Here is a 20831-nt window from a genome sequence, read left to right as displayed (position 1 = left end):
CTATTGCATTATGAACCGATCATGCACTGCTAAAATCCAGTTGTATGTATTGGCGGTGGAAATTACCATTTTATGTGCTTAGTGGATCTTCTATCTGTTTTTCAGTCGATCAATTTGTTGCTGAAATTCCTCTTCACGGAGGTAGTTGTATTTCCTGGATACGCTGAGAGCTTGTTGGTAGGTGGTGATGGCATCCTCAATCCTGCCATCCAACTCGTAGGTATTTGCCAGTAAGTTCATCAGGCCTACATCGTAGGGATACGCCTCAACGCTGCGCTTTAACACGGTGCTCGCTCCCGAATAACGTTCCTGACCGCTCAGTTGTACAGCTAGGCTCACATAGGACTCTGCCGATTGCTTCGCCGCACTACCATATTTCGACATGATGCGGTTTTCATGAATTAAAAAAGATTCGTCCGAATAATTTAAGAGCAGGGAGTCGGGGAATGCCATGTCGGAGAAAACAAATTTTAAGCCGTAGTAATTGGACAACAGGGTAGAGGACATATGGCCTTCATCCTCCATTTCTTTTCGTTCATAGCGCAAGCCGGCGGGTTTCTTGAGAGCTATCACATCAACAAAATTTTTAAGCTCTTTGCGCATTCCGAATTCGGAACCGGACTCGCCCATGCCGATTCCAAAGAAGAGGACATTGTCTAAATGCGGATGATCATTTAAAAATTGCCCAGCTTTATCGGTCAGTTCCTCGTGATTCCACCACATGGACGGGCTCATGACGATTATACCGTCAAAAAGCGCGGGGTCTTCAATAAATACAGAAGCGGCAAATAATCCACCAAGAGAATGGCCTTCCAGTACTTGGAATGGATTGGTCCGGTAGGTGGAATCGACATATGGTATTAATTCCGTTTCGATAAATGCCAGGAATTGATGCCCGCCTCCGCTCCCCGGATGATCCGGACTGCCGGTCATGGTAAAGTCCCGCATACGATTGGTACTCTGAATGCCCACCACGATCAGGGGAGGGATACTGCCCGTGCGTGCCAGGACTTCGATGGTGCCCATGACATGCCAGATATTTTGCAACCCGTCGGTCAGGTACAGGACCGGGTAAGTGGCCCGGGAGGTGTCGTAACCATCGGGTAAGGCAATGATGATGGGCCGTTCTTCCTGTAAGGATGTGGAATGAAAAACATATACGGTTCCGATTTTTAATTCATTTACCAAGGTGGCCTTATCGGTGACTGCTACATTGACTGAGGGGGTACTTGTACACCTCAACAAAACAATCAGCAGCACTACTGAACCCACAATTCTTATCATCTCTATTTTCGTTTATCCCTGGTAGAAAAATCCTGTGAAATATTACCATTCCCTCCTCCTCTGCCGATCTGTGATTCAGCTGGTTGAATAAACCCTCCTATCATTCGGCTTTCAATGAGTTTGGTTTTGCCTTATTAATAAATAAATGGTATTAGCATTTTTGTTTTAGCCGCGTAAGCGTCATAGTCCTTTCCGTACTTTTCTTTAAGATACTTATCAAGCATTGGTGCGTTATAAAAGGCGAACAGGCAAAAGAGGAAAATGGGAATGCTTACTGAATACCAATTCCGGGTGATAATGGCATATGCACTTACCCAAAGCAAATCACCGAAATAATTGATGTGCCGGGAGTACCTGAAAAGACCTTCTGTATAAATTTTTCCTTTGTTCTCCGGGATTTTTTTCCATTTGTTACGTAATATTTCACTACCGGTGTTCAGAACACCTCCGAAAATAAACAGGATTACACCAAAGCCGTCCATAAAATCAAAAGGCATAGAGGTTGGCAGGATAAAGAGCGAAAATCCCACAAAGTATAAAGCAAATGCAAATGGAACACTGAAGCTTTCTTCCCATGGAATTGCTCGTTTTAATAATTTGATCATCATGTATGCAAACCGAAAAAAAGTTATTACGCTAAAGGCAAATAGGATTATTCGCCGTTCGTTGTGCTGTGTTGAATTGTGAATGTGCAGTGCATTTTCAATCCAGGATCCGCCACTTTGGAAAAGGATCCAGAAGGATAGCCAGAGGAGGAAGATCTCCAGAATATGAATGGTTATTTTTTGCGGGATACTGCTGTTATTTTGCCCATACAGTTCCATGATGGTTGTTTTTTTTGTCCAGCTGCTTTAATGGATACCGGGACGAGAGACCGGAATCCGGTTATCCGAAGGAGTCGAATGTTCCAAGTTAGTTTATTTTGTCCATGAATTTTATGGTTGTATTTCGTGACGTCTAGGGATACCCACGAATTTTTCAATAAGACTGCGAAATGTTCATTTGGTTCCAAAAATCAAACTAAAGTGTCTCCTGCTGCTGTGTAGGCGGACGAATTTAGAGTACCTTTTTTGCAATTTGGTGACCTCCATTGCGATCATCTGATGCCCGGTTATCAGTTTGTTCTGGTTGTCCGGGCTTAGTATATTTTGGTTTGGCAGACGACAAATTTGAAGTTATTACCTGACCCTGTCGACCAATTTGAGCGTTCGTTTGTTATTTCGACGTATTGTTGTATAATCATTGTTTTAACCGTTCTAAATGTGCAAGTATGCCTAGATCCTCTTTTATCCTGTCACTAGCCCTCCTGATCCCTTTTACCGGTTGCTTCAGTCAGCAGGGAAAACAGGAACAAGGAAAGCACTTTGTCAGCAGTTATCACTACGAGCCTACCAAGCCCGGGCTGAAAACCGCTTATTTTGCTTCCGGCTGCTTCTGGTGTGTTGAGGCGGTCTACGAAAGCGTCAAAGGCGTAGAAGAATCGGTTTCCGGGTATGCGGGAGGACATAAAGAATATCCGACTTACGAAGATTCCAACACCGGTACGACGGGGCATGCCGAGTCGGTGATGATTTATTACGACTCGACGGTGGTTGACTTCCCAACACTCGTTGATGTGTATTTCGGATCGCAAAATGTGACCCAGGCCAATGGGCAGGGACCCGATCACGGCTCGCAGTACCGGTCCATCATTTTTTACCAGAACCCCGTAGAAAAGCAGATCATTGAGGATAAAATTGCTGCGCTCAATAAAGAGTTGGCACCCCAAAAAGTTGCCGCGGAGGTGAAGCCTTTTGAAAAATTCTGGGTGGCAGAAGAGTATCACCAGAACTACGAGAAACTACATCCCAACCAGCCTTATGTGCGGGGTGTGTCGGTGCCCAGGCTGGAGCGATTTAAGGAGAAATTCCCGCAGCTGCTCAAAGAGGGTCATCCTTAGAAATGTTGAAGGTTGAATGTTGAAGGTTGAAGGTTGCGTTTCAGGTGCTGAAGGTTAAGGATGAGCCCGCCGGTGGTCGGGCAGGCCGGAATGAGACCCCTCGAATCCGCTCGGGGTGACGATTGCTTTTTTACACTTTTATGCTGACCGCAGCGTCGGGCGGAATCCAAGTAGTGGCGGAAGCATGATGATCGTTAGGGAGATGTCAACATGGAAAGCGCTCCATTTCGTTTATTGCAGCGTAATTACAGCATGGTCGTTCATTATAAGACAAATAGTAAATCATGAGTAATAAAGAGGTTGCCACCTTTGGAGGTGGTTGTTTCTGGTGTGTCGAAGCGGTCATCCAGCGCCTGAAAGGCGTTGAGTCCGTCGTGTCAGGGTATGCCGGAGGGACCATGATCAATCCAGATTATCGTTCGGTGTGCTCGGGAGCTACCGGACACGCTGAAGTCATCCAGGTGACCTTTAATACCGATGAGATCAGTTACCAGGACCTGATCACCATCTTCATGACCAGTCATGATCCGACAACACTTAACCGGCAGGGAGCAGACCAGGGCACCCAATACCGCTCGATCATTTTATATCACGATGACGTCCAAAAGGCAACTGCAGAACATGTTCTGAATGAGCTAAAAGCCGTGTTTCCGCAGCCGATTGTAACAGAGCTGGTTCCGCTGGAACAATTTTATCCCGCTGAAAAATACCACCAGAACTACTACAACAACAATTCCTATGCGGGCTACTGCCGGGTGGTGATCGATCCAAAAATCAAAAAACTCCGGGATAAGTATGCCGACCGGCTGAAAGAGCAGGCATAAGGTTAAATGCGCTGTTTAGGGAATCAATGCCGGGTCGAATCATTGGATCGGGTCATCGATTTATCTTTTGCCGGTCTTATTTGATCAGTTTATCTGTCCATCAATGGTCGTTGCGCCAAAAATCGGCATGGTAGACAGGGGTGTCGGCATGCCATACTTTACTGACAATATCGATGTCGCCGTCTCCGTCCACATCCCCCAGGGTTACATCGTGCCAACCAGGATTACCGATGTGGATCACTACGGGTTCAAAATCCAGTGTATCGGTACCTCCCCGGTTTTCCCAGATGACGCCGCGCTCTTTCAGGCCTTGAGGTTTCATGGCAACCTTGCCGTCCTTCACCATGTAATCGTCCGCGTCCTCCTGTTCTCCGGCGAAAATATCCCAGTCGCCATCCTGGTCGAAATCAGCCACTCCCAGTGAGTGGAAGGATCCGGTGCCGGGCACATCGCCGGGAGCCACCGGTGGATCCGGTAATCGGTGGCGAATCCAATTTTTGCCCTGGCCCTGATTTTCGACCCAGTAGACATGGGACCACCCGGTATCGCAGTCGCTGTAGACGATGTCCGGATCTCCATCCCGGTCCAGGTCGATCACCCACACCCGCATGCTGGTCCCGTAAGAGGCATTTTCAACGCCCAGATGGGGCCAGGGATGGCGTTTCCACAGGCCGGTTCCATCGCCCGTATTCTCCAGCCAGTAGCCAGGAACAACCAGATCCAGGTCCTGGTCACCGTCGATGTCTGCAAAGCCGTGCGGGGCAATGGCACCGTGAAAATCCAGATCATCGTAGATCTTATGCGGTCGTAAACTGTCAGAAGTATCGTACCAGTATTTGCCATTATCTGCAACAATGTCGCTCCAGCCGTCGCCATTGATGTCGGCAGCCACGATGTCATGACCGCCACCTCCATACGGATGGAATGCCCAAATGTGATCGGGGTTTTCATTCAGATCGCCCGGATTTTCAAACCATACTTTATTGTTGACAAAATCCGGGTCTCCATCGTGGTCTACATCCAGGACAGCGCAACCAAGAGCAGTCACCACATCATCGGTGACCAGGGACAGGATATGCGGAATCCAGGTAGAGTCGTTGAAGTATTGGTACCAGTAGATGGCTTTAACGGTACGTCGGGTTATGGCTACATCCAGGTCCCCGTCGTGGTCAAAATCGCCGAGACCCGGGCCTGAAGTTCCCCATCCGTCACCAGGCAAAGGCCGGTCGATGGTGAAATGTGTCCAATGGTTGATCTGAGCTTGCAGCGAGCTGATGGCAGGGATCAGGGTAGTGAGAAAAATCAGTAATTCCTTTTTCATGAATTGGCAAACCTTGGATGCCTAAATTAACCAATTAACACTGGAACCGTATTAAACTTCCGGTTAAACACATCTACCATAGCGGGAAAATAACGTGACAAGGCTATTCAAGGAAACATCTAACTGTTCATTAGAACCGATATGAACCACTTTTTCAGAAAACAATTCAATTATTTGTAATTTCCTGCATTGGTTATGAAGACCGCAATCTTATCATTACGCGAATTAACATTTACCTTATGATCCGTCAGAACATTCTGTCAGGTGGAATTTTATTTATCCTGACCTTGTCGTTTATTAAGTGCAGTTCTCCGGCTGCAGATCAAACTCCTCAGCGTCCCAACATCCTGTTTATCATGGCGGATGACCATGCTTATCAGGCAATTAGCGCCTATGGTGGTGCACTGGCAGATCTGGCGCCAACACCAAATATTGACCGGATTGCCAAGCAGGGCATGCTGTTCAAGCGCTGTATGGTAACCAATTCACTGTGCGGCCCGTCCCGGGCGACCATTCTCTCCGGGAAATACAGCCACATGAATGGGTTTGTGGATAATACCTTTGGGTCACATTTCGATTTTTCCCAGAATACGTATGCAAAAGAATTGCAGAAAGCCGGGTATAAGACGGCGGTGATCGGCAAGCTTCACCTGGGTGGGACCCCGACCGGTTTTGACTATTACGATATTTTGCCTGGTCAGGGCCGGTACTATAATCCTGAGTTTATCAACCAGCAGGGTCAATATGAGATGGAAGGTTATACGACCGACATCATTACCGACAAAACGATCAACTGGCTGGGCAGTGTCAAAGATTCCACACAGCCCTTTATGGTGATGATGTGGCATAAAGCGCCTCATCGTAACTGGCAGCCAGGGCCTGACGAGCTGGGAAAATACGAAGGAGTCACCTTCCCTGAACCTGAAACACTGTTTGATGATTATTCCGGAGACCGGCATGCCGCTGCACTGAATAACATGACCATCGACAAGACCATGCGGATGGAGCAGGATCTCAAGCTGACCGACCAACCGTGGCCCGGGTTGACGGATGCACAACGGGCAGCATGGGATAAGATCTATAAGCCGATTTACGACGCCTATAAAGAATCGAATTTGAAAGGTGATGACCTGGTTCGCTACAAGTATCAGCGCTACATGCGTGATTATCTGGCCTGTATAGCTGCCGTCGACAAGAGCGTGGGGCGGGTGCTGGACTACCTGAAAGAGACCGGACTGGATAAAAATACCATTGTCGTTTATTCCTCGGATCAGGGTTTTTACCTGGGTGAGCATGGCTGGTTTGACAAACGCTGGATGTATAAGGAATCCCTGCGCACGCCGCTACTGTTTAGCTGGCCAGGCGTCACCAAGCCTGGCTCGGTCAGTGATGCCATGGTTAGCAACCTGGACTTCGGTGAGACATTTCTGGATATAGCGGGCACGCCCATTCCATCGGATATGCAAGGCCGGAGCCTGGTGCCGGTGTTAAAAGGCGAGATGCCGGCAGACTGGCGTACCGGCCACTATTATCATTATTACGAACACCCTTCCGAGCATAATGTGATGCGCCATTACGGCATCACCACGGATAAATACAAGCTGATCCACATGTACTACGACATCGACGAATGGGAGTTGTACGACCTGGAGAAGGATCCGGAGGAAATGCATAATGTGTACAACGATCCGGCATACGATGCGATTAAAAAAGAGCTCCATCAGCAACTGGAGGACTTGCGCACCCAATATCATGACAGCGATTCTCTGAATCAGCACTTCATCGATGAATACAATGAAAAAGTTAAACAGAACCCAGCTATCGAATACTGGAAGCTGACCCCGGCGGAATTGCAGAAGGCATTTAGTCAGATGCCGGCGGAAGGGGAGAAGGGGAAATAAATTTTTAGTGTTGAATGTTGAATGCACTCCGGAAAAGCGAAAAACCGATGTCATCCCCGCCTGAACAGACGGGCAGGTCGACCGAGACGCCTTAAAGCGTCGAGTGGAGAGATCTATTTGAACATGAAATATATAAATATCTAATAATCACAATTTTTAGATTTCTCCGTTTCGGCTCATTCTTCGCCTACAGTCGAAATGACATTAGGTTTATTGAAATTGACTTTCCGGAGTAGGCTCAATGTTGAAGGTTGAATGTTGAATGTTGAATTGAAAAAATACCGTGCCTCCCTTGAATATTTGCACATTTGGTAATAACTAAAGTGCTCAGAATTTATACTGGTACCCAACCCGGATGACCTGAGTCTCGTAGTAATCCGTGCTGATATAGTTGAAGGTGTTACCATCGATTTCCTTGGAGATGAGCATGGTGTTCAGTAGGTCGGTGGCATTAAGGAACAACGCTCCTTTCCCATTCTGAATACCACGTTTCAGGCCCATATCCAGAGAGAAACGTGCAGCTATCCTCCCCTGGGGAATGATGTCCGGGGCCAGATAAACAGCAGTAATCTGAAGATTGGTCAGATTCACGAATTGAAGTGTCGCATTCATTTTCAGATTACCTGAAATGATTTTCTGTTCGCTGGCGCTGAAGGTATTGGGGACCGGATATTCGTTGACCACGGTAAATGCATCGATTTGATTCCGGTAACCATTGGCATTCAGATTGATCGTCAACTGGTCAGAAACCTCCCGGGTCACCACCAATTCGATACCGGTCTGGTGACTCTTACCGGCATTTTGCGTGATGGCGTAAATCAGGGTGCCATTGTCTGCTGTGGTGGCGATGCGGGTAATGGTACCATCAGCCATGCGGTGATAAACAGCTCCGTATATGGAGCCGGCATTCCAGATGTTTTTATAACCAAGTTCCAGGCTGTTGGTGAATTGTGGCTTCAGGCCTGGGTTGCCAACTTTAATGATCTCTGCGTCATCGTACTTGGGAAAAATGCGGATGTCCACTTCATCCGGACGATCCACACGGCGGTTATAGAATGCAGACAGTTTATCCCGTTCACTTAAATTATATGTCAGGCGGATATTGGGAAATGGTTGGAAATAATCGTATCCATCGCTCCGGTAGGTATTGTGATTTGGATCCACTTCATAATACAGGTCAACGTATTCAATGCGTAACCCTACCTCTGCCTCCAATTTTTTTACCTGATAAGTGTAATTACCATAAATAGCGGGAATGGTCTCCTTATAGGTCGCTTTACCATCGGCGTCCGGATCGAGTGGGGAATTTACACTTGGATTAAACTGCATGTTGGTGGGTATGGTCCTGCGCCGAAATTTAAAGCCTGTTTCCAGTAATCCGTGCCGAAGGGGTTTGGTAAAATCCAGATTGAAATCGGCTACCTGCTGATCGGCTATCAGGAAAAAAGACTCTTTATAAATGGCATCGAGTAAGGTGTTATCGAAAAAATACTTTTCGTCTTCCCGGTCAAAGGTGTAGTTGAAACCAAGATTCAGCTTCTGCCCGGGATGGTTGAATTGGTGTTCATAAGAAAAGGAAGCGACTGCCGCTGTCAGCACTTCATCTTCCAGAAATTGCCACAATCGGAGGCGTTCTCCGGCAGCATTGAAAAATGGCTGATCTCCACGATCCATGATGGACTCCTGGCTGAATAGTCCGGCAACGGTCAACCGGTTACGTTCATCGGCAAACCAATCGAAACCAATTTTCGAAGTGAAAAAATTGGTATTGCGGTTGCGTTTTAATTGCTGGTTGATGACGGTTCCGTCATCATAGGTACGGGTGACAAATTCATTTTTGTTCAGGGTGTGCGTGTATAAATTATCGGCCTGCAGGAATAAGTTGATTTTGTTTTTCCGGTAGTTCAGAGAAATGCTGGGATTAACTTTTGGCGTTGCTTGGTATTGAGGGCGAATACCCGGGAGATTTTCTTTACGGATCCAGAGGGCGCCCAGGCCGGCGCTAAGACCCACGTTGCCATTCCAGCCGAATTGCTCCTCTTTCTTTAAGATGATATTAATGATACCTGCATTGCCGTTTGCATCGTATTTGGCGGAAGGGTTATTGATGATTTCAATTTTTTCAACGGCAGAGGCCGGAATGTTTTCCAACCCTTTTTGATTGCCAAAACCGGTGATTGCCGATTGTTTTCCATCGATCAACAATACGACCTGGTTGCTGCCGCGTAATTGTACCTGGCCATCCTGTGAGGTGATGCCCGGTAAATTGCTAAGTGACTGCAATACGCTGCCACCGCTTTGACTGACATTATCCCCGAGGGTGTAGGTTTTTTTATCCATTGTGGAAGCAATGGCTCGCTGTTGCGCCGTTACGACCACTTCACCCAATTGCTGGGCTGTTTCTTCCAGAAAAAGCACCCCCAGGTCCAGATAGGGGGAATTATTACCGACAAAAAGGTAGGATTGATCGGTTCTGAATCCCAGGAATGATGTTTCCAGCATATATTCCCCGGGTTTTACGGAAGCTAACTCAAAGAAGCCATCTTCATCGGAAACCGTTCCGGTCAGGAAGGTGGAATCCGGCAACTGTTTTAGAACCACGTAAACGTAAGGAAGAGGTGCATTTGTCGATTTGTTTTTGGTGGTCCCTGAAATTTCAACCAGGTCTGTCTGGGCGAATACTCCGGCTGGAATAGAGAACAGCAAATAAATGATTTGGCGATAAGTGCTCTTTAAAGACATCCAATAAACGATTTACTTAATCCGAAAATGGAATTATAAGAGGGTAAACATAGGAAAACCAATAAAGATTGGAATTATGGTCTATGGATCTCTCAGGAAATGAACTAAATCACTCCTTCATAAATCGTGTTCGACCGATGAGTCCGTGCGTATTGGACAGGGTACAGAAATAAGTACCCGATGTCCATGCATCCATCCGGACGGTCAGATCTGCATGCCCGGAGAGCTGATCATATTCCTTATGCACGATTTCGCGACCAAGCAGGTCGTACACCGATAACCGGTAATTGTCCAGGGCAAGGTCACCGGTGCGGAGGTGCAGTACCTCTCCGGCAGGATTGGGATAAACGGATACCGGTATCGCCAATTCTTCCTTTTTCAGGGCCGTAGTCGAGGCCTGGATGTTCTTGTATTGCACCTTGACCACCCGCAACTGGGAATTGTCGGTGAAACAGATCGCAATGGGTTCTTTGCTCTGATTGCTCCAGAAATAATAGGTGACGAGGGTGTCAACGCCCAGGTATGCTGTAGGGTAATACGTGAGCGTCAGGTCAGTTACATCAAGCCACCCCAGGGGAGCTATTTTGCCGTCGATACGTTGCTCCCTATAGCGTGTTCTTTTTTCCCGTAATACCTCAAACGTGCCGCCGGGAATGGTCAGATTACCAAAAGCATCGATAGCATCCAGGCGGGATGTTGACATGCGGATGCGTAAAGAGTCGGCAATAAAAGGTAATTGACTGGCACCCGGTAAAATCCCAGTCGGAAAAGCTGTTAAGAAACCCGTGCTGGTCGCAGCTAAATCGAAGAATTGAACCGGCGCACGCATCTGAATATAGCTGGGGTAATAGACAGAATTCAGCCGGACGCCCAGACCGGCCGGATCTCCAACAAAACCTAATTCGGTAACATTTTGGCCATTAACTTCCAGGTAGGTACGGTCTGCCCCCAGGGTATAAACCAATTGTGCACCAGGAAATGTTGGAAACTCCGGTCCTGTTTGAGCATCTTCCATGATGATATCAAAGGAAGATGCCTGCTTTAAACCGCTGAAGTCCCAGTTTTGCGGTGCAAAATCCGGAGGTGTCATGATGATATTCACTGGCTGGTCATCAACTGCATAATGCAGCGTGTCGCCAACCTGAGGAAAAATGTCCTGGGTTACGGTGATTTGACCGCTAAGACCAGAACATGAAATGATGACCAGCAAAAAGATTCCTAATCGCGACATGGATTTGGTTTTGAGGTTTCGAATCCCTGAAATTAATCTTTTTACCTTTTGAAGTTTCGGAAATTCACGTCTCGCTGTCCGGGAGTCGATCGATCAGGAGCTTCTGGATCAAGGAGCGAAATGAGGTGACACTCACGGCCTATTTTGGCCATTCTCAGGGATTGCCGGATGTAAATGAGGGAATTTACGATCATGGAAGATTGGTTTCGTGCTGTCATTGCGGGTTATTGCCTGGGTAAATTCTGCAATTTTGCGGCTTCTTCCAGTTCTTCATTGACGCTTTCATCAAAAGAAAAACTAAACAGGGTCCACTGATCTTTCGGTTTGTAAAATTCAAAGGTAAAGCGCACCGGCTGCCGGTCGTATTTCACGAGATAGGAAAAAAGATGAAAGCTTTCACCAGCGGATTGTTTCGTGATGAATTCATGACCGTAATAGTCACCTACGATATCATGGATACCCGCCAATTGGGTTTTTACATTTTCAATAGCATCCTGATTCAGGGCGATCCATTTATTGATTCCGTATAAATGATCCAGTGCGGGTTTGGCTCCGGATGATTCGTATTCCGCAAAGAATTTTTTGATCAAATCTTCCGGGGTAGTTTGACCAAAGATGGGTGTAGTTAGCAGCCCACCGCATAGGAATGGGATCAGGATTTTCATTTCAATTCGTTTTTTTATTGAAATTAATATAGACTGAATTGCAATGAAATCCTAAACGATCCAGTTCCTGAAATCCTTGGCTTGGAATTATATTGGCAAATGGGAGGCTGCTTTTTGTCCTTCTTTACTGCGCACGATTAACCATCCCAATCCACTGATGATTACACCCAGTCCAAACATCAAGGGCTGCAAGAAGGACAGGTAGCCAATAAAATAAACCTGAATGAGAACCCATGCCATTAAAAAGACGCCCAGCAGCAAGCCCAGGGTTCCGGCTACCGGCCGGTGGAGAAAAGCCAGCATGCCTCCGAAGCCATTGGACAGGCCATTACCGATTAACAGGAATAAACCTGGGATGAGGAAATCCTTAAAAGGTGCCTGACTCAATAAGGTCGTTGACATACCTACCGCTGCGCCGTCCGGGTAGATAATCAGGGCCAGTCCCGCAGGGATAGCTCCCAGCGCCACTACTAGTTGCAACAGGCCAAGGAGGTTGTATTTCCATGTCATGGTATCATGAATTTTAGGTACCGTCAATATTACTTGCTGGTAGGGCCACTGTCAATGTTCTCCATCATATGCGTGACACATTTTGGTTCAGAATGGGGAAAAGTGGTTGAGTTTTCTACCTTTAGAAAAGGATTGGAAACTGGTCATTGATTGTCCAGAAATGCGATGGGCTATCCGGCCTTCCGTTCTTATATCCAGGAATAGAATACATATTTATAACCCTTTAAAAAACCAATTGCCATTGGAATACTGGACCAAAACATCACTACCTGATTTAGCAGGTAAAACTTTTATTATTACGGGAGCAAACAGTGGAATCGGCTATGAATCAGCCCTGGCTTTAGCTGAAAACGGCGCGTTGGTCGTTTTGGCATGCCGGGATGCCGGACGGGCGCAGCAGGCTCGTAATTTGATACTTCAATCCGCACCGAATGCATCTGTAGAAAGCATCACTCTGGATTTGGGAGACCTGAATTCGATTTCCTCCTTTGCTTCCGAATTTAAAAAGAACCACCAAAGATTGGATGGCTTGTTAAACAATGGCGGACTTATTGCGGCTAAACGCAGTGAGACCAGCGATGGATTTGAAGCTCAGTTTGGCATCAATCACCTGGGGCATTTTGCGTTGACCGGACGACTATTGGATGTATTGGTTCATACGCCAAATAGTCGGGTCGTGACCGTGGGGAGCCGGATGCATACTTCCGGAAAGATCAACTGGGATGACCTGATGAGTCAGCATAAATACGATCGATGGGCGGCGTATAAACAAAGCAAACTGGCTAATCTGCTATTTGCCTTTGAGCTGAGTCGCCGTTTTGATAAAGCCGGTAGCTCTGCCATTTCGCTGGCCGCACATCCGGGGGTATGCAAAACGGGATGGGCGGACAGGAACATGGAAGGTATCATGAAATTCATTGGGCGAATGTTGGGTCAGCCGGCGTCGATCGGTGCCTTATCACCATTGTATGCCCTGACGGACCCAAATGTGCAATCCGGTGGCTATTATGGTCCTGATCAGGACAAGAAAGGATATCCGGTAGAAACAAAAGCTGCGAATACGGCTTACGATGAAGAAGCTGCCAAACGAATGTGGGAAATAAGTGAAAGACTAACCGGTGTTTCATATGAGATCTAGCAAATCATGCGACACCACATCAGCCGGTAAAAATGGTATTGGATCAATTTAAACTCGTTGGCAAAACTGCGCTGGTGACCGGATGCAAGCGGGGGATAGGCTTTGCCATGGCAGAAGCGCTGGCGGAAGCCGGAGCAGACATCATTGGTGTTTCAGCAACCCTGGAACGGCAGGTATCAAGAATAGAGCAGGCGGTTAGCGCCCTCGGCAGAAATTTCTTTGCCTATGCCTGCGATATCAGCGACCGGAAGGCCCTGTATGCATTGATCCATCAGGTGAAAGCAGACCATGGGATACCGGATGTATTGGTGAATAATGCGGGAACCACGCAGCGCAAACCGGCTGCCGAACATCCGGATTCGTACTGGGATGCTGTCATTGAAGTCAATCTCAATGCGCAGTTCATCCTCAGCCGTGAATTTGGGAAAGAAATGATCCAGCGGGGTTATGGCAAGATCATCTTTACGGCATCCCTGCTGACCTTTCAGGGTGGGATCCTGGTACCGGGATATGCGGCTTCAAAGGGAGCTATCGGCCAGTTGACCATGGCTTTGTCCAATGAATGGGCCGGGAAGGGTGTTCAAGTCAATGCAATTGCTCCCGGGTATGTCGCTACCGAGCTGACCGATCCTATCGTCCGCGACGAAACGCGCAATGCTTCCATTCTGGCCCGGATACCTGCCGGGCGCTGGGGAACCCCGGAAGACTTTAAGGGTCCGGTAGTTTTCCTTGCTTCTGCGGCCTCGGATTATATGAGTGGTACGATCGTGACTGTGGATGGTGGATGGATGGGGAGGTGATAATAGAAATGTTGAATGTTGAAGGTTGAATGTTGAAGGTTGTTGATTTGATTCCGGCGAAATGAAAAATCGTTAATAGATGCCAATGGACATAAATACCCCTTCCTCCAACCGCCGGGCTTCCATCGATGCCCTGCGTGGATTTGACATGCTGATGATCGCCGGAGCCGGCAGTTTTATCGAACGGCTGGGAGGAAAGACGGATATCGGCTGGATAAATGGTCTGGCTGCACAATTTGAGCACCCGGCATGGGTTGGCTTCACATTTTACGATTTTATTTTCCCCCTCTTCCTGTTTGTCGCCGGTGTTTCGCTGGCTTTTTCACTGAACAGCACCAGTAGCCGGACCAAGACCAAGTCACAGCTTTATCGAAAAGCCGCTATCCGCATGGTAATCCTGATCGGCTTGGGAATCCTGTACAAGAACGCGCCGGTGCCATTCCTGGAGCCCTCCCAGATCCGGTTTGTAAGTGTATTGGGAAGGATAGGATTTGCCGGGTTCATCACCACCGTTTTGTACCTCAATTTCAGCAAGCGGGGAAGGATCCTGTGGATTGCCGGTATTCTTCTCATGTATTATGCTGTATTATTTCTGATCCCTGTTCCCGGATACGGCGCCGGTGATCTTAGTTTCGAGGGTAACCTGATTGGATGGTTCGATCGTACTTTTCTGCCTGGCCGGTTGTTGCAGGGGACTTATGACGAGCTGGGTATTCTCACTCAATTTCCCGCGCTTTGCCTGACCATGTTGGGAGCTTTCGCGGGTGATGTGCTGCGGTCGGATCATACCCAGGGCTTTAAAATGGGACGATTGACCTTGACAGGAATTGGATTGGTTGCTGCCGGCTTGTTGTGGAGCCTGCATTTCCCGGTAAGCAAGCATCTATGGTCCAGTTCATTCATCTTACTTACTGGCGGAATGAGCTTCCTGGCCCTGACGCTGTTTTATCTGGTGATCGATGTATGGAACAACCAGAAATGGTCCCTTTTCTTCCGGGTGATCGGGCTCAATTCACTGACCATTTACCTGGCCTACCGGTTTATTGATTTTGGATATACCTCACGATTGCTCTTTGAAGGATTGTACAAATTCAGCGCCGAGCCATGGCACGAAGTATGGCAATCTCTGGGAGCGCTGGGATTGGTGTGGTGCTTTTTATATGTGTTGTACAGACACCAATGGTTTCTAAAGGTGTAAGTTTTTACTTAGTCATTTTCTCCCTCCAGCGGGTACAGCGGAGGTAGTTAGGATGTCAGAAAAAAAGTGGAATGTTGGCATTGATTTGAGCGCTATACAGTGCGCCGTTTGTTATTGCTTCATCGTATCCGACGCCTTTAATCAAAGGGGCGAATAATAAATTACCGGTCGTTGTGATTTCCGGCTTATTAAGTACGGATTGGGCTTTCTCGGCATCCAGGCGGGCTATGTAGGAGAGGTTAATGTTTTGTTGAACCACTGGATTACTGTGTAAAGCAGCATCCAGATAATAGGGTAAATTCTGCCCAGGAAGCAGAACGCTGCAGGAACAAAGCAAAGTAAAAACAAGATAGGAGTACGGGTTAATTTGCCGGATATTTATGTCAATACGACTTTTGCGCATAAAAATGAAATTACAAAAGCTACACCAGCCCTCCAAAAGGATAACTGGTGTAGCCGTACTCTTGAATTAGCTTTTGTTTTCTTTCTCGTCGATCATTTTTTGGCTGGTGACATGGCCGTCGGCACTAAACAAAACCTCGATATTGCTTTCTCCTTTTTCCAGCTCTGCTTCGTAGCTGGTTGTACCATCCGAGGCGTTGATCTTTGCAGCTTCATCTATGGAGTACCCTTTAAATTGATTGGAAATTGCATTTTTTATTGCCATAGGAAGGTCATCTTTCCTGATTTCCATTTCAGTTTCCAGCCAGGTGCCTGATGTATTAAACAATGCAGACATTTCATGTCCGGCTTGATGGAAGTTTGCCTCCCATTCTCCTTCTTTTTCCAGTTCCCACTTGACCTTCCGTGCATCCTGAAATTTGGTTTTAATTGCATTTTGAACAGCAATAGGTGTGTTGGAATTTTGTCCGAATGAATTTGTCCCTATACCTAAACAAATTGCGCTGATAACTAATAAGTGTTTCATGATTCGTGTTTTTGGTTAAATAATGCCCTATCCACAAACAAAATTGAAGTTGAATTCTGGAATAATTCTGGAGCGGTGTCACCAAAAGTCATTTTGTATTGCTAAAAGGAAGAGACCGCCTGTTTGTTGGTCAAGGAATCAAACCAAAGCACTTGGGATTGTAGATTAAGGCTTACCGGACCTCAGAGAGCTATTTCCAGAACGACAAACGTCCCCGGTTTAGCGGCACGACGGCCATTGGTCCCTGGTGTTTCCTCAAGTTCTGACGTAGGGACATAAAGCCTGTGTGTCTGCTTATTCAGGGCAATGGTGCGGGCTCCTGTCTGGGTAGGGAAATTTTGCAGAACTTGACACGTACCACCGGAGGCATCAACCACGGTGAGGGTACCTTCACCGTTCGAGCTGAAAGCCAGGTGAAGGTCCGGGTCGTAGGCAACACCATCCGCGTGGTCCCCGATAGGCAGCGTCTGAAGCACGTGTCCGGTACCGGCATCCACTACAACCATCAACTTATCACAAGAAGCAAAAAGCCGGTGATTTGCAGAATCCAATACCAGACCGGTTGGTTCTTCCCCGGGCTCCAGCGGCCAGGTGGCGGTCACCTCCATTTTCTTTACATCGATTTTAGCAATCAGGCTTTTGTCTTCAATATTAACATAGATGGTGCCTGCTCCGTCCGTTACCACAGCCTCCGGTGACCCGGGTAATTCGATGGTCCCGACCACCTCATCGGTGACCGGATCGATGACGGTAGCATTATCACCGCTGTGGTTCATCGTCAGGATATGTTTTGAATAGGCATCGTACAGGATGGCATCCGGGTTATCCCCAGTGGTCATTATGCTGTCCAGAAGTTCGAAGGTTTCCGGGTTAAAAATCACCACCGAATTGCTTCGGCCACAGGAAATATAGCCTTTGTGCAAAGCCGGAACCAGAGCGACTCCATGTACTCCTCGCACCGGAGTGATCAGACCTGCCTGTTTGCCGGTATTCAGATCTACCACATGAACCCGGGTACCATGTGAGACATACAGTCGGTTTGTGGCATCATCGACGACCAGGTAATCCCAGAATCCATCGCCATCCAAAGTTATTCGGCGGGTGACCTGAAATGAGGATGAGGTAGTTTTTTGTGGTGTATTATTACAATTGATCTGCTGTAAGATCAGGATCAACACGAATAATTTATGGTACATATACAGTCATTTCTATAAAGATGTCCGGAGGCGCATGGGGTCACCAAAGCAAAACCTTCTTACCAGCCCCTGTCATTCGCCCGTCCTCAGTGATTCCTTGTGAATGGCAGGGCAGAGTCCAAATACATTGGATTTGGATTAGATTATACCTCTGGTCAGATTACCGGTCTGGAAGCCAGTAATTCACAGGTCATTTCCTTAACTTACGAGGCTAAACAATTCCGGTTATGCGACATCTGAAACTTTTTGTTTTAGGGCTACTTCTGCTGCCCTTTATAGGTATTACCCAGGTTTCTGTCATCCAGCAAAAAGTGGAAGACAAAATCAATCCCATCGGGATGGGAGAAATGCATCCCCGATTCAGCTGGCAATTGAGTACGACCAGCAAAGATGTGGTCCAGACGGCTTATGAGGTCCGTGTTGCCACCGACGAAAAGCAATTATTGCGCGGCAAAAAATTGCTTTGGACCAGTGGAAAAGTGACTTCGGACCAGTCGGTTTTCGTGACGTATGGGGGGCCGGAACTGGTGACCAACCAGCGCTATCTGTGGCAGGTGCGGGTATGGGATAACCTGGGCAATGTTTCCGAATGGAGCCCTGTAAACAGCTGGCAGATGGGTATGCTGAAACAGTCGGACTGGCAGGCCAAATGGATCGGACAAGGATTCCCCGAGACAGACGGAGAAAGGCCCAGTCCCTATTTTCGTAAAGAGTTTAATACCAATAAAACCATTACCTCGGCTACAGCTTACATCACCTCACATGGATTGTACGAGGCCTTCATCAACGGTCAGCGCGTCGGTGATGCCTACCTCACGCCCGGATGGACGAGTTACAACAAACGCCTGCAATACCAGGCTTATGACGTAACCTCCCTGCTTCAGAAAGGAGGCAATGCCATCGGTGTGCGCCTGGGGAATGGCTGGTATCGGGGCATCATCGGATGGGCTTCGCAGGATGGCTTTTATGGTAAGGAGCTGGCTTTACTCTTCCAGCTGGAAGTCACCTACAGTGATGGTAGCAAGGCAACGATTGCGTCGGACGGTTCCTGGACGAGTCGTACCGGAGGCATTGTTTATGCCGAGATTTACAATGGAGAAACTTATGATGCCGGGAAGGAGCCTATGGGCTGGAATAAGGTTGGCTTTGATGCTTCGCAATGGTTGCCTGCCATGGTGAAAGACCTGAGTTATGATCAACTGATTTCCACCTACAACGAGCCTGTCCGTAAACACGAACATCTGCAACCGGTGGATGTGGTGATGACCCCGGAAGGAGATCATGTCATTGATTTTGGCCAGAACCTGGTTGGGTGGGTCCAGTTGAAAGTGAATGGCAAGGCTGGTGACACCATCCGTATCTACCACGCCGAAGTGCTGGATAAAGAAGGTAATTTTTATACGGACAACCTGCGGGCTGCCAAACAAACGAACGAGTTCATTCTGAAAGGTGGGGGAGAAGAGGTCCTGGAACCGCATTTCACCTTCCAGGGCTTCCGTTACATCAAGGTAGAAGGTTATCCTGGAGAGCTCAAGCGGGAGAACTTCACTGCCATAGCGATGTATTCGGATATGGAAAAGACCGGCACGTTCGTAACCAATGATCCGCTCATCAATCAATTGCAGCACAATATTCAATGGGGCCAGCAGGGTAATTTCCTGGATGTGCCCACCGACTGTCCCCAGCGTGATGAGCGACTGGGCTGGACCGGGGATGCACAGGCTTTTTCCGCGACGGCGGCCTTCAACCGCGACGTACATAATTTCTTTTACAAATGGCTGCAGGATGTGACCGCCGACCAGAGTTCCAGCGGTAGTGTACCGTTCGTAGTTCCGAATGTACTGGGTGAGAATGCAGGTGGATCGGCCGGATGGGCCGATGTGGCGACCATCATCCCCTGGAATATGTACCTGGCCTACCGGGATATCCGGATCCTGGAAAATCAATATGGCAGCATGAAGGCATGGGTCGGCTATATGGAGAATGCCAGTACCGAAGATCTGTGGAATAAAGGATTTCACTTTGGTGACTGGTTGTTTTACCGGCCATTTGATGATAACGATGGCCGTTCGGCAGTAACCGATAAATATCTGATCGCCCAATGCTTCTTTGCACATTCCACGCAGCTGGTGCTGAATGCTGCTCAGGTCCTGGGTAAAACAGAAGATATTCCTCATTACCAGGATCTCCTGAAACGCATTAAAGCAGCATTTATGAAGGAATACGTGACCGGATCGGGCCGGCTGGTCTCGGGCACCCAGACCGCCTACGTGCTGGCATTACAGTTTGATATGTTGCCGGAAAATATGCGGCAGCAGGCAGTGGATCGATTGGTCGAAAACATCAACAGCTACAGCACCCACCTGACCACCGGATTTCTGGGTACCCCTTACCTGTGTCATGTATTGTCGCGCTTCGGGCACAGTGATGTGGCCTATGCCCTGTTAATGCAGCAGACCTATCCTTCCTGGTTGTATCCGGTGACCATGGGAGCAACCACGATCTGGGAGCGCTGGGACGGTATCAAACCCGATGGAACCTTCCAGGTGCCCTCGATGAACTCTTACAATCACTATGCCTATGGAGCGATCGGTGACTGGATGTACCGGAATATTACCGGCATCAATGAAGATCCGGCCAATCCGGGCTACAAACACACCATCCTGAGACCGCAACCGAATGGAGTGCTAACCTATGCCCAGGCTGAACTGGAGACCCTCTATGGTAAGCTCGCATCATCCTGGCAGATCATGGGCGACACCCTGGAACTGGAAGTTACGATACCGGCAAATACCACCGCGACACTGTATATCCCTCATGGGGACGGCAAAAGTGATATGAAAAACCTGGGGTCGGGAACCTACCATTACCGGGTAGGGTGGGCCGGAGTAAAAGCCGGTAAATTTGATTTGCAATCCAAAGTCCGGGACATCTGGAAGGACGACGCTGCCAAAGCAGTGGTATTGAAAAATATCCCGGAGCTGAATGGTGCTACCGACCTGCAGATAGGTCAGATGATGGACCTCTCCCTCGGTGACCTGGGTAAATATGCTCCGGATCTTTTTTCCGAAGCACGATTGAAAATGATTGAGGAAGCCTTCCGCAAGCTATAACCTGCGGAATGGATTATGTTTTATGCTGAATCCTAAATGGA

Annotated in this window: 17 protein-coding genes; 7 read left to right on the top strand and 10 right to left on the bottom strand. The window is 47.9% G+C overall.

Annotation, left to right across the window (positions count from 1 at the left end):
* Positions 1-90: 90 nt before the first annotated feature.
* The gene (locus H6570_14315) at positions 91-1284 is read right to left on the bottom strand and encodes an alpha/beta hydrolase (GenBank protein ID MCB9320453.1); all 1194 of its coding nucleotides are present in this window, start codon (positions 1282-1284) and stop codon (positions 91-93) included.
* Positions 1285-1418: 134 nt separating this feature from the next.
* The gene (locus H6570_14310) at positions 1419-2108 is read right to left on the bottom strand and encodes a DUF1295 domain-containing protein (protein ID MCB9320452.1); all 690 of its coding nucleotides are present in this window, start codon (positions 2106-2108) and stop codon (positions 1419-1421) included.
* A 446-nt stretch (positions 2109-2554) separates the two neighbouring features.
* Here H6570_14310 and msrA (H6570_14305) point away from each other — a divergent pair, with 446 nt between their 5' ends.
* Complete coding sequence (gene msrA, locus H6570_14305; GenBank protein MCB9320451.1) at positions 2555-3223, top strand: peptide-methionine (S)-S-oxide reductase MsrA; 669 nt, start codon at positions 2555-2557, stop codon at positions 3221-3223.
* Positions 3224-3507: 284 nt separating this feature from the next.
* Positions 3508-4047, top strand: coding sequence for a peptide-methionine (S)-S-oxide reductase MsrA (msrA, locus tag H6570_14300; protein MCB9320450.1), 540 nt, complete (start codon positions 3508-3510; stop codon positions 4045-4047).
* Positions 4048-4147: 100 nt separating this feature from the next.
* Here msrA (H6570_14300) and H6570_14295 read toward each other — a convergent pair whose 3' ends face one another.
* The gene (locus H6570_14295) at positions 4148-5368 is read right to left on the bottom strand and encodes a VCBS repeat-containing protein (protein MCB9320449.1); all 1221 of its coding nucleotides are present in this window, start codon (positions 5366-5368) and stop codon (positions 4148-4150) included.
* Positions 5369-5607: 239 nt separating this feature from the next.
* On the opposite strand from H6570_14295, the gene H6570_14290 reads away from it, so the two are divergent.
* Entirely contained in the window at positions 5608-7269 is a 1662-nt protein-coding gene (locus tag H6570_14290; GenBank protein MCB9320448.1) for a sulfatase, read from the top strand.
* A gap of 327 nt (positions 7270-7596) precedes the next feature.
* Here H6570_14290 and H6570_14285 read toward each other — a convergent pair whose 3' ends face one another.
* The 4 genes from H6570_14285 to H6570_14270 all read right to left on the bottom strand — a co-directional run bounded on the left by H6570_14285 (position 7597) and on the right by H6570_14270 (position 12417).
* Entirely contained in the window at positions 7597-10011 is a 2415-nt protein-coding gene (locus H6570_14285) for a TonB-dependent receptor (protein MCB9320447.1), read from the bottom strand.
* A gap of 109 nt (positions 10012-10120) precedes the next feature.
* A complete protein-coding gene (locus tag H6570_14280; protein ID MCB9320446.1) occupies positions 10121-11242 on the bottom strand; it encodes a T9SS type A sorting domain-containing protein in 1122 nt (373 codons plus the stop codon).
* A gap of 224 nt (positions 11243-11466) precedes the next feature.
* Complete coding sequence (locus tag H6570_14275) at positions 11467-11907, bottom strand: hypothetical protein (protein ID MCB9320445.1); 441 nt, start codon at positions 11905-11907, stop codon at positions 11467-11469.
* Between the two features lie 87 nt (positions 11908-11994).
* The gene (locus H6570_14270; protein MCB9320444.1) at positions 11995-12417 is read right to left on the bottom strand and encodes a hypothetical protein; all 423 of its coding nucleotides are present in this window, start codon (positions 12415-12417) and stop codon (positions 11995-11997) included.
* Positions 12418-12577: 160 nt separating this feature from the next.
* Here H6570_14270 and H6570_14265 point away from each other — a divergent pair, with 160 nt between their 5' ends.
* From H6570_14265 to H6570_14255, 3 genes are all read left to right on the top strand, one after another.
* Positions 12578-13555 (top strand): SDR family NAD(P)-dependent oxidoreductase, encoded by a 978-nt coding sequence (locus tag H6570_14265; GenBank protein ID MCB9320443.1) that lies wholly within the window; start codon positions 12578-12580, stop codon positions 13553-13555.
* Positions 13556-13587: 32 nt separating this feature from the next.
* Complete coding sequence (locus H6570_14260; GenBank protein ID MCB9320442.1) at positions 13588-14355, top strand: SDR family oxidoreductase; 768 nt, start codon at positions 13588-13590, stop codon at positions 14353-14355.
* A 79-nt stretch (positions 14356-14434) separates the two neighbouring features.
* Positions 14435-15553 (top strand): DUF5009 domain-containing protein, encoded by a 1119-nt coding sequence (locus H6570_14255; GenBank protein MCB9320441.1) that lies wholly within the window; start codon positions 14435-14437, stop codon positions 15551-15553.
* 55 nt (positions 15554-15608) lie between these two features.
* Here the strand turns inward: H6570_14255 and H6570_14250 are convergent, their stop codons facing one another.
* The 3 genes from H6570_14250 to H6570_14240 form a co-directional block, all read right to left on the bottom strand.
* Positions 15609-15956, bottom strand: a complete 348-nt coding sequence (locus tag H6570_14250; protein ID MCB9320440.1) for a hypothetical protein — start codon at positions 15954-15956, stop codon at positions 15609-15611.
* 66 nt (positions 15957-16022) lie between these two features.
* Entirely contained in the window at positions 16023-16481 is a 459-nt protein-coding gene (locus tag H6570_14245; protein ID MCB9320439.1) for a PepSY-like domain-containing protein, read from the bottom strand.
* Between the two features lie 182 nt (positions 16482-16663).
* Positions 16664-17677, bottom strand: a complete 1014-nt coding sequence (locus H6570_14240; protein MCB9320438.1) for a YncE family protein — start codon at positions 17675-17677, stop codon at positions 16664-16666.
* A 227-nt stretch (positions 17678-17904) separates the two neighbouring features.
* On the opposite strand from H6570_14240, the gene H6570_14235 reads away from it, so the two are divergent.
* Positions 17905-20790, top strand: coding sequence for a family 78 glycoside hydrolase catalytic domain (locus H6570_14235; protein ID MCB9320437.1), 2886 nt, complete (start codon positions 17905-17907; stop codon positions 20788-20790).
* The last annotated feature ends 41 nt before the right edge of the window (positions 20791-20831 follow it).

Source organism: Lewinellaceae bacterium, assembly GCA_020636135.1.
Classification (GTDB): Bacteria; Bacteroidota; Bacteroidia; order Chitinophagales; family Saprospiraceae; genus JAGQXC01.
This window is presented reverse-complemented; position numbering and strand designations above follow the sequence as displayed.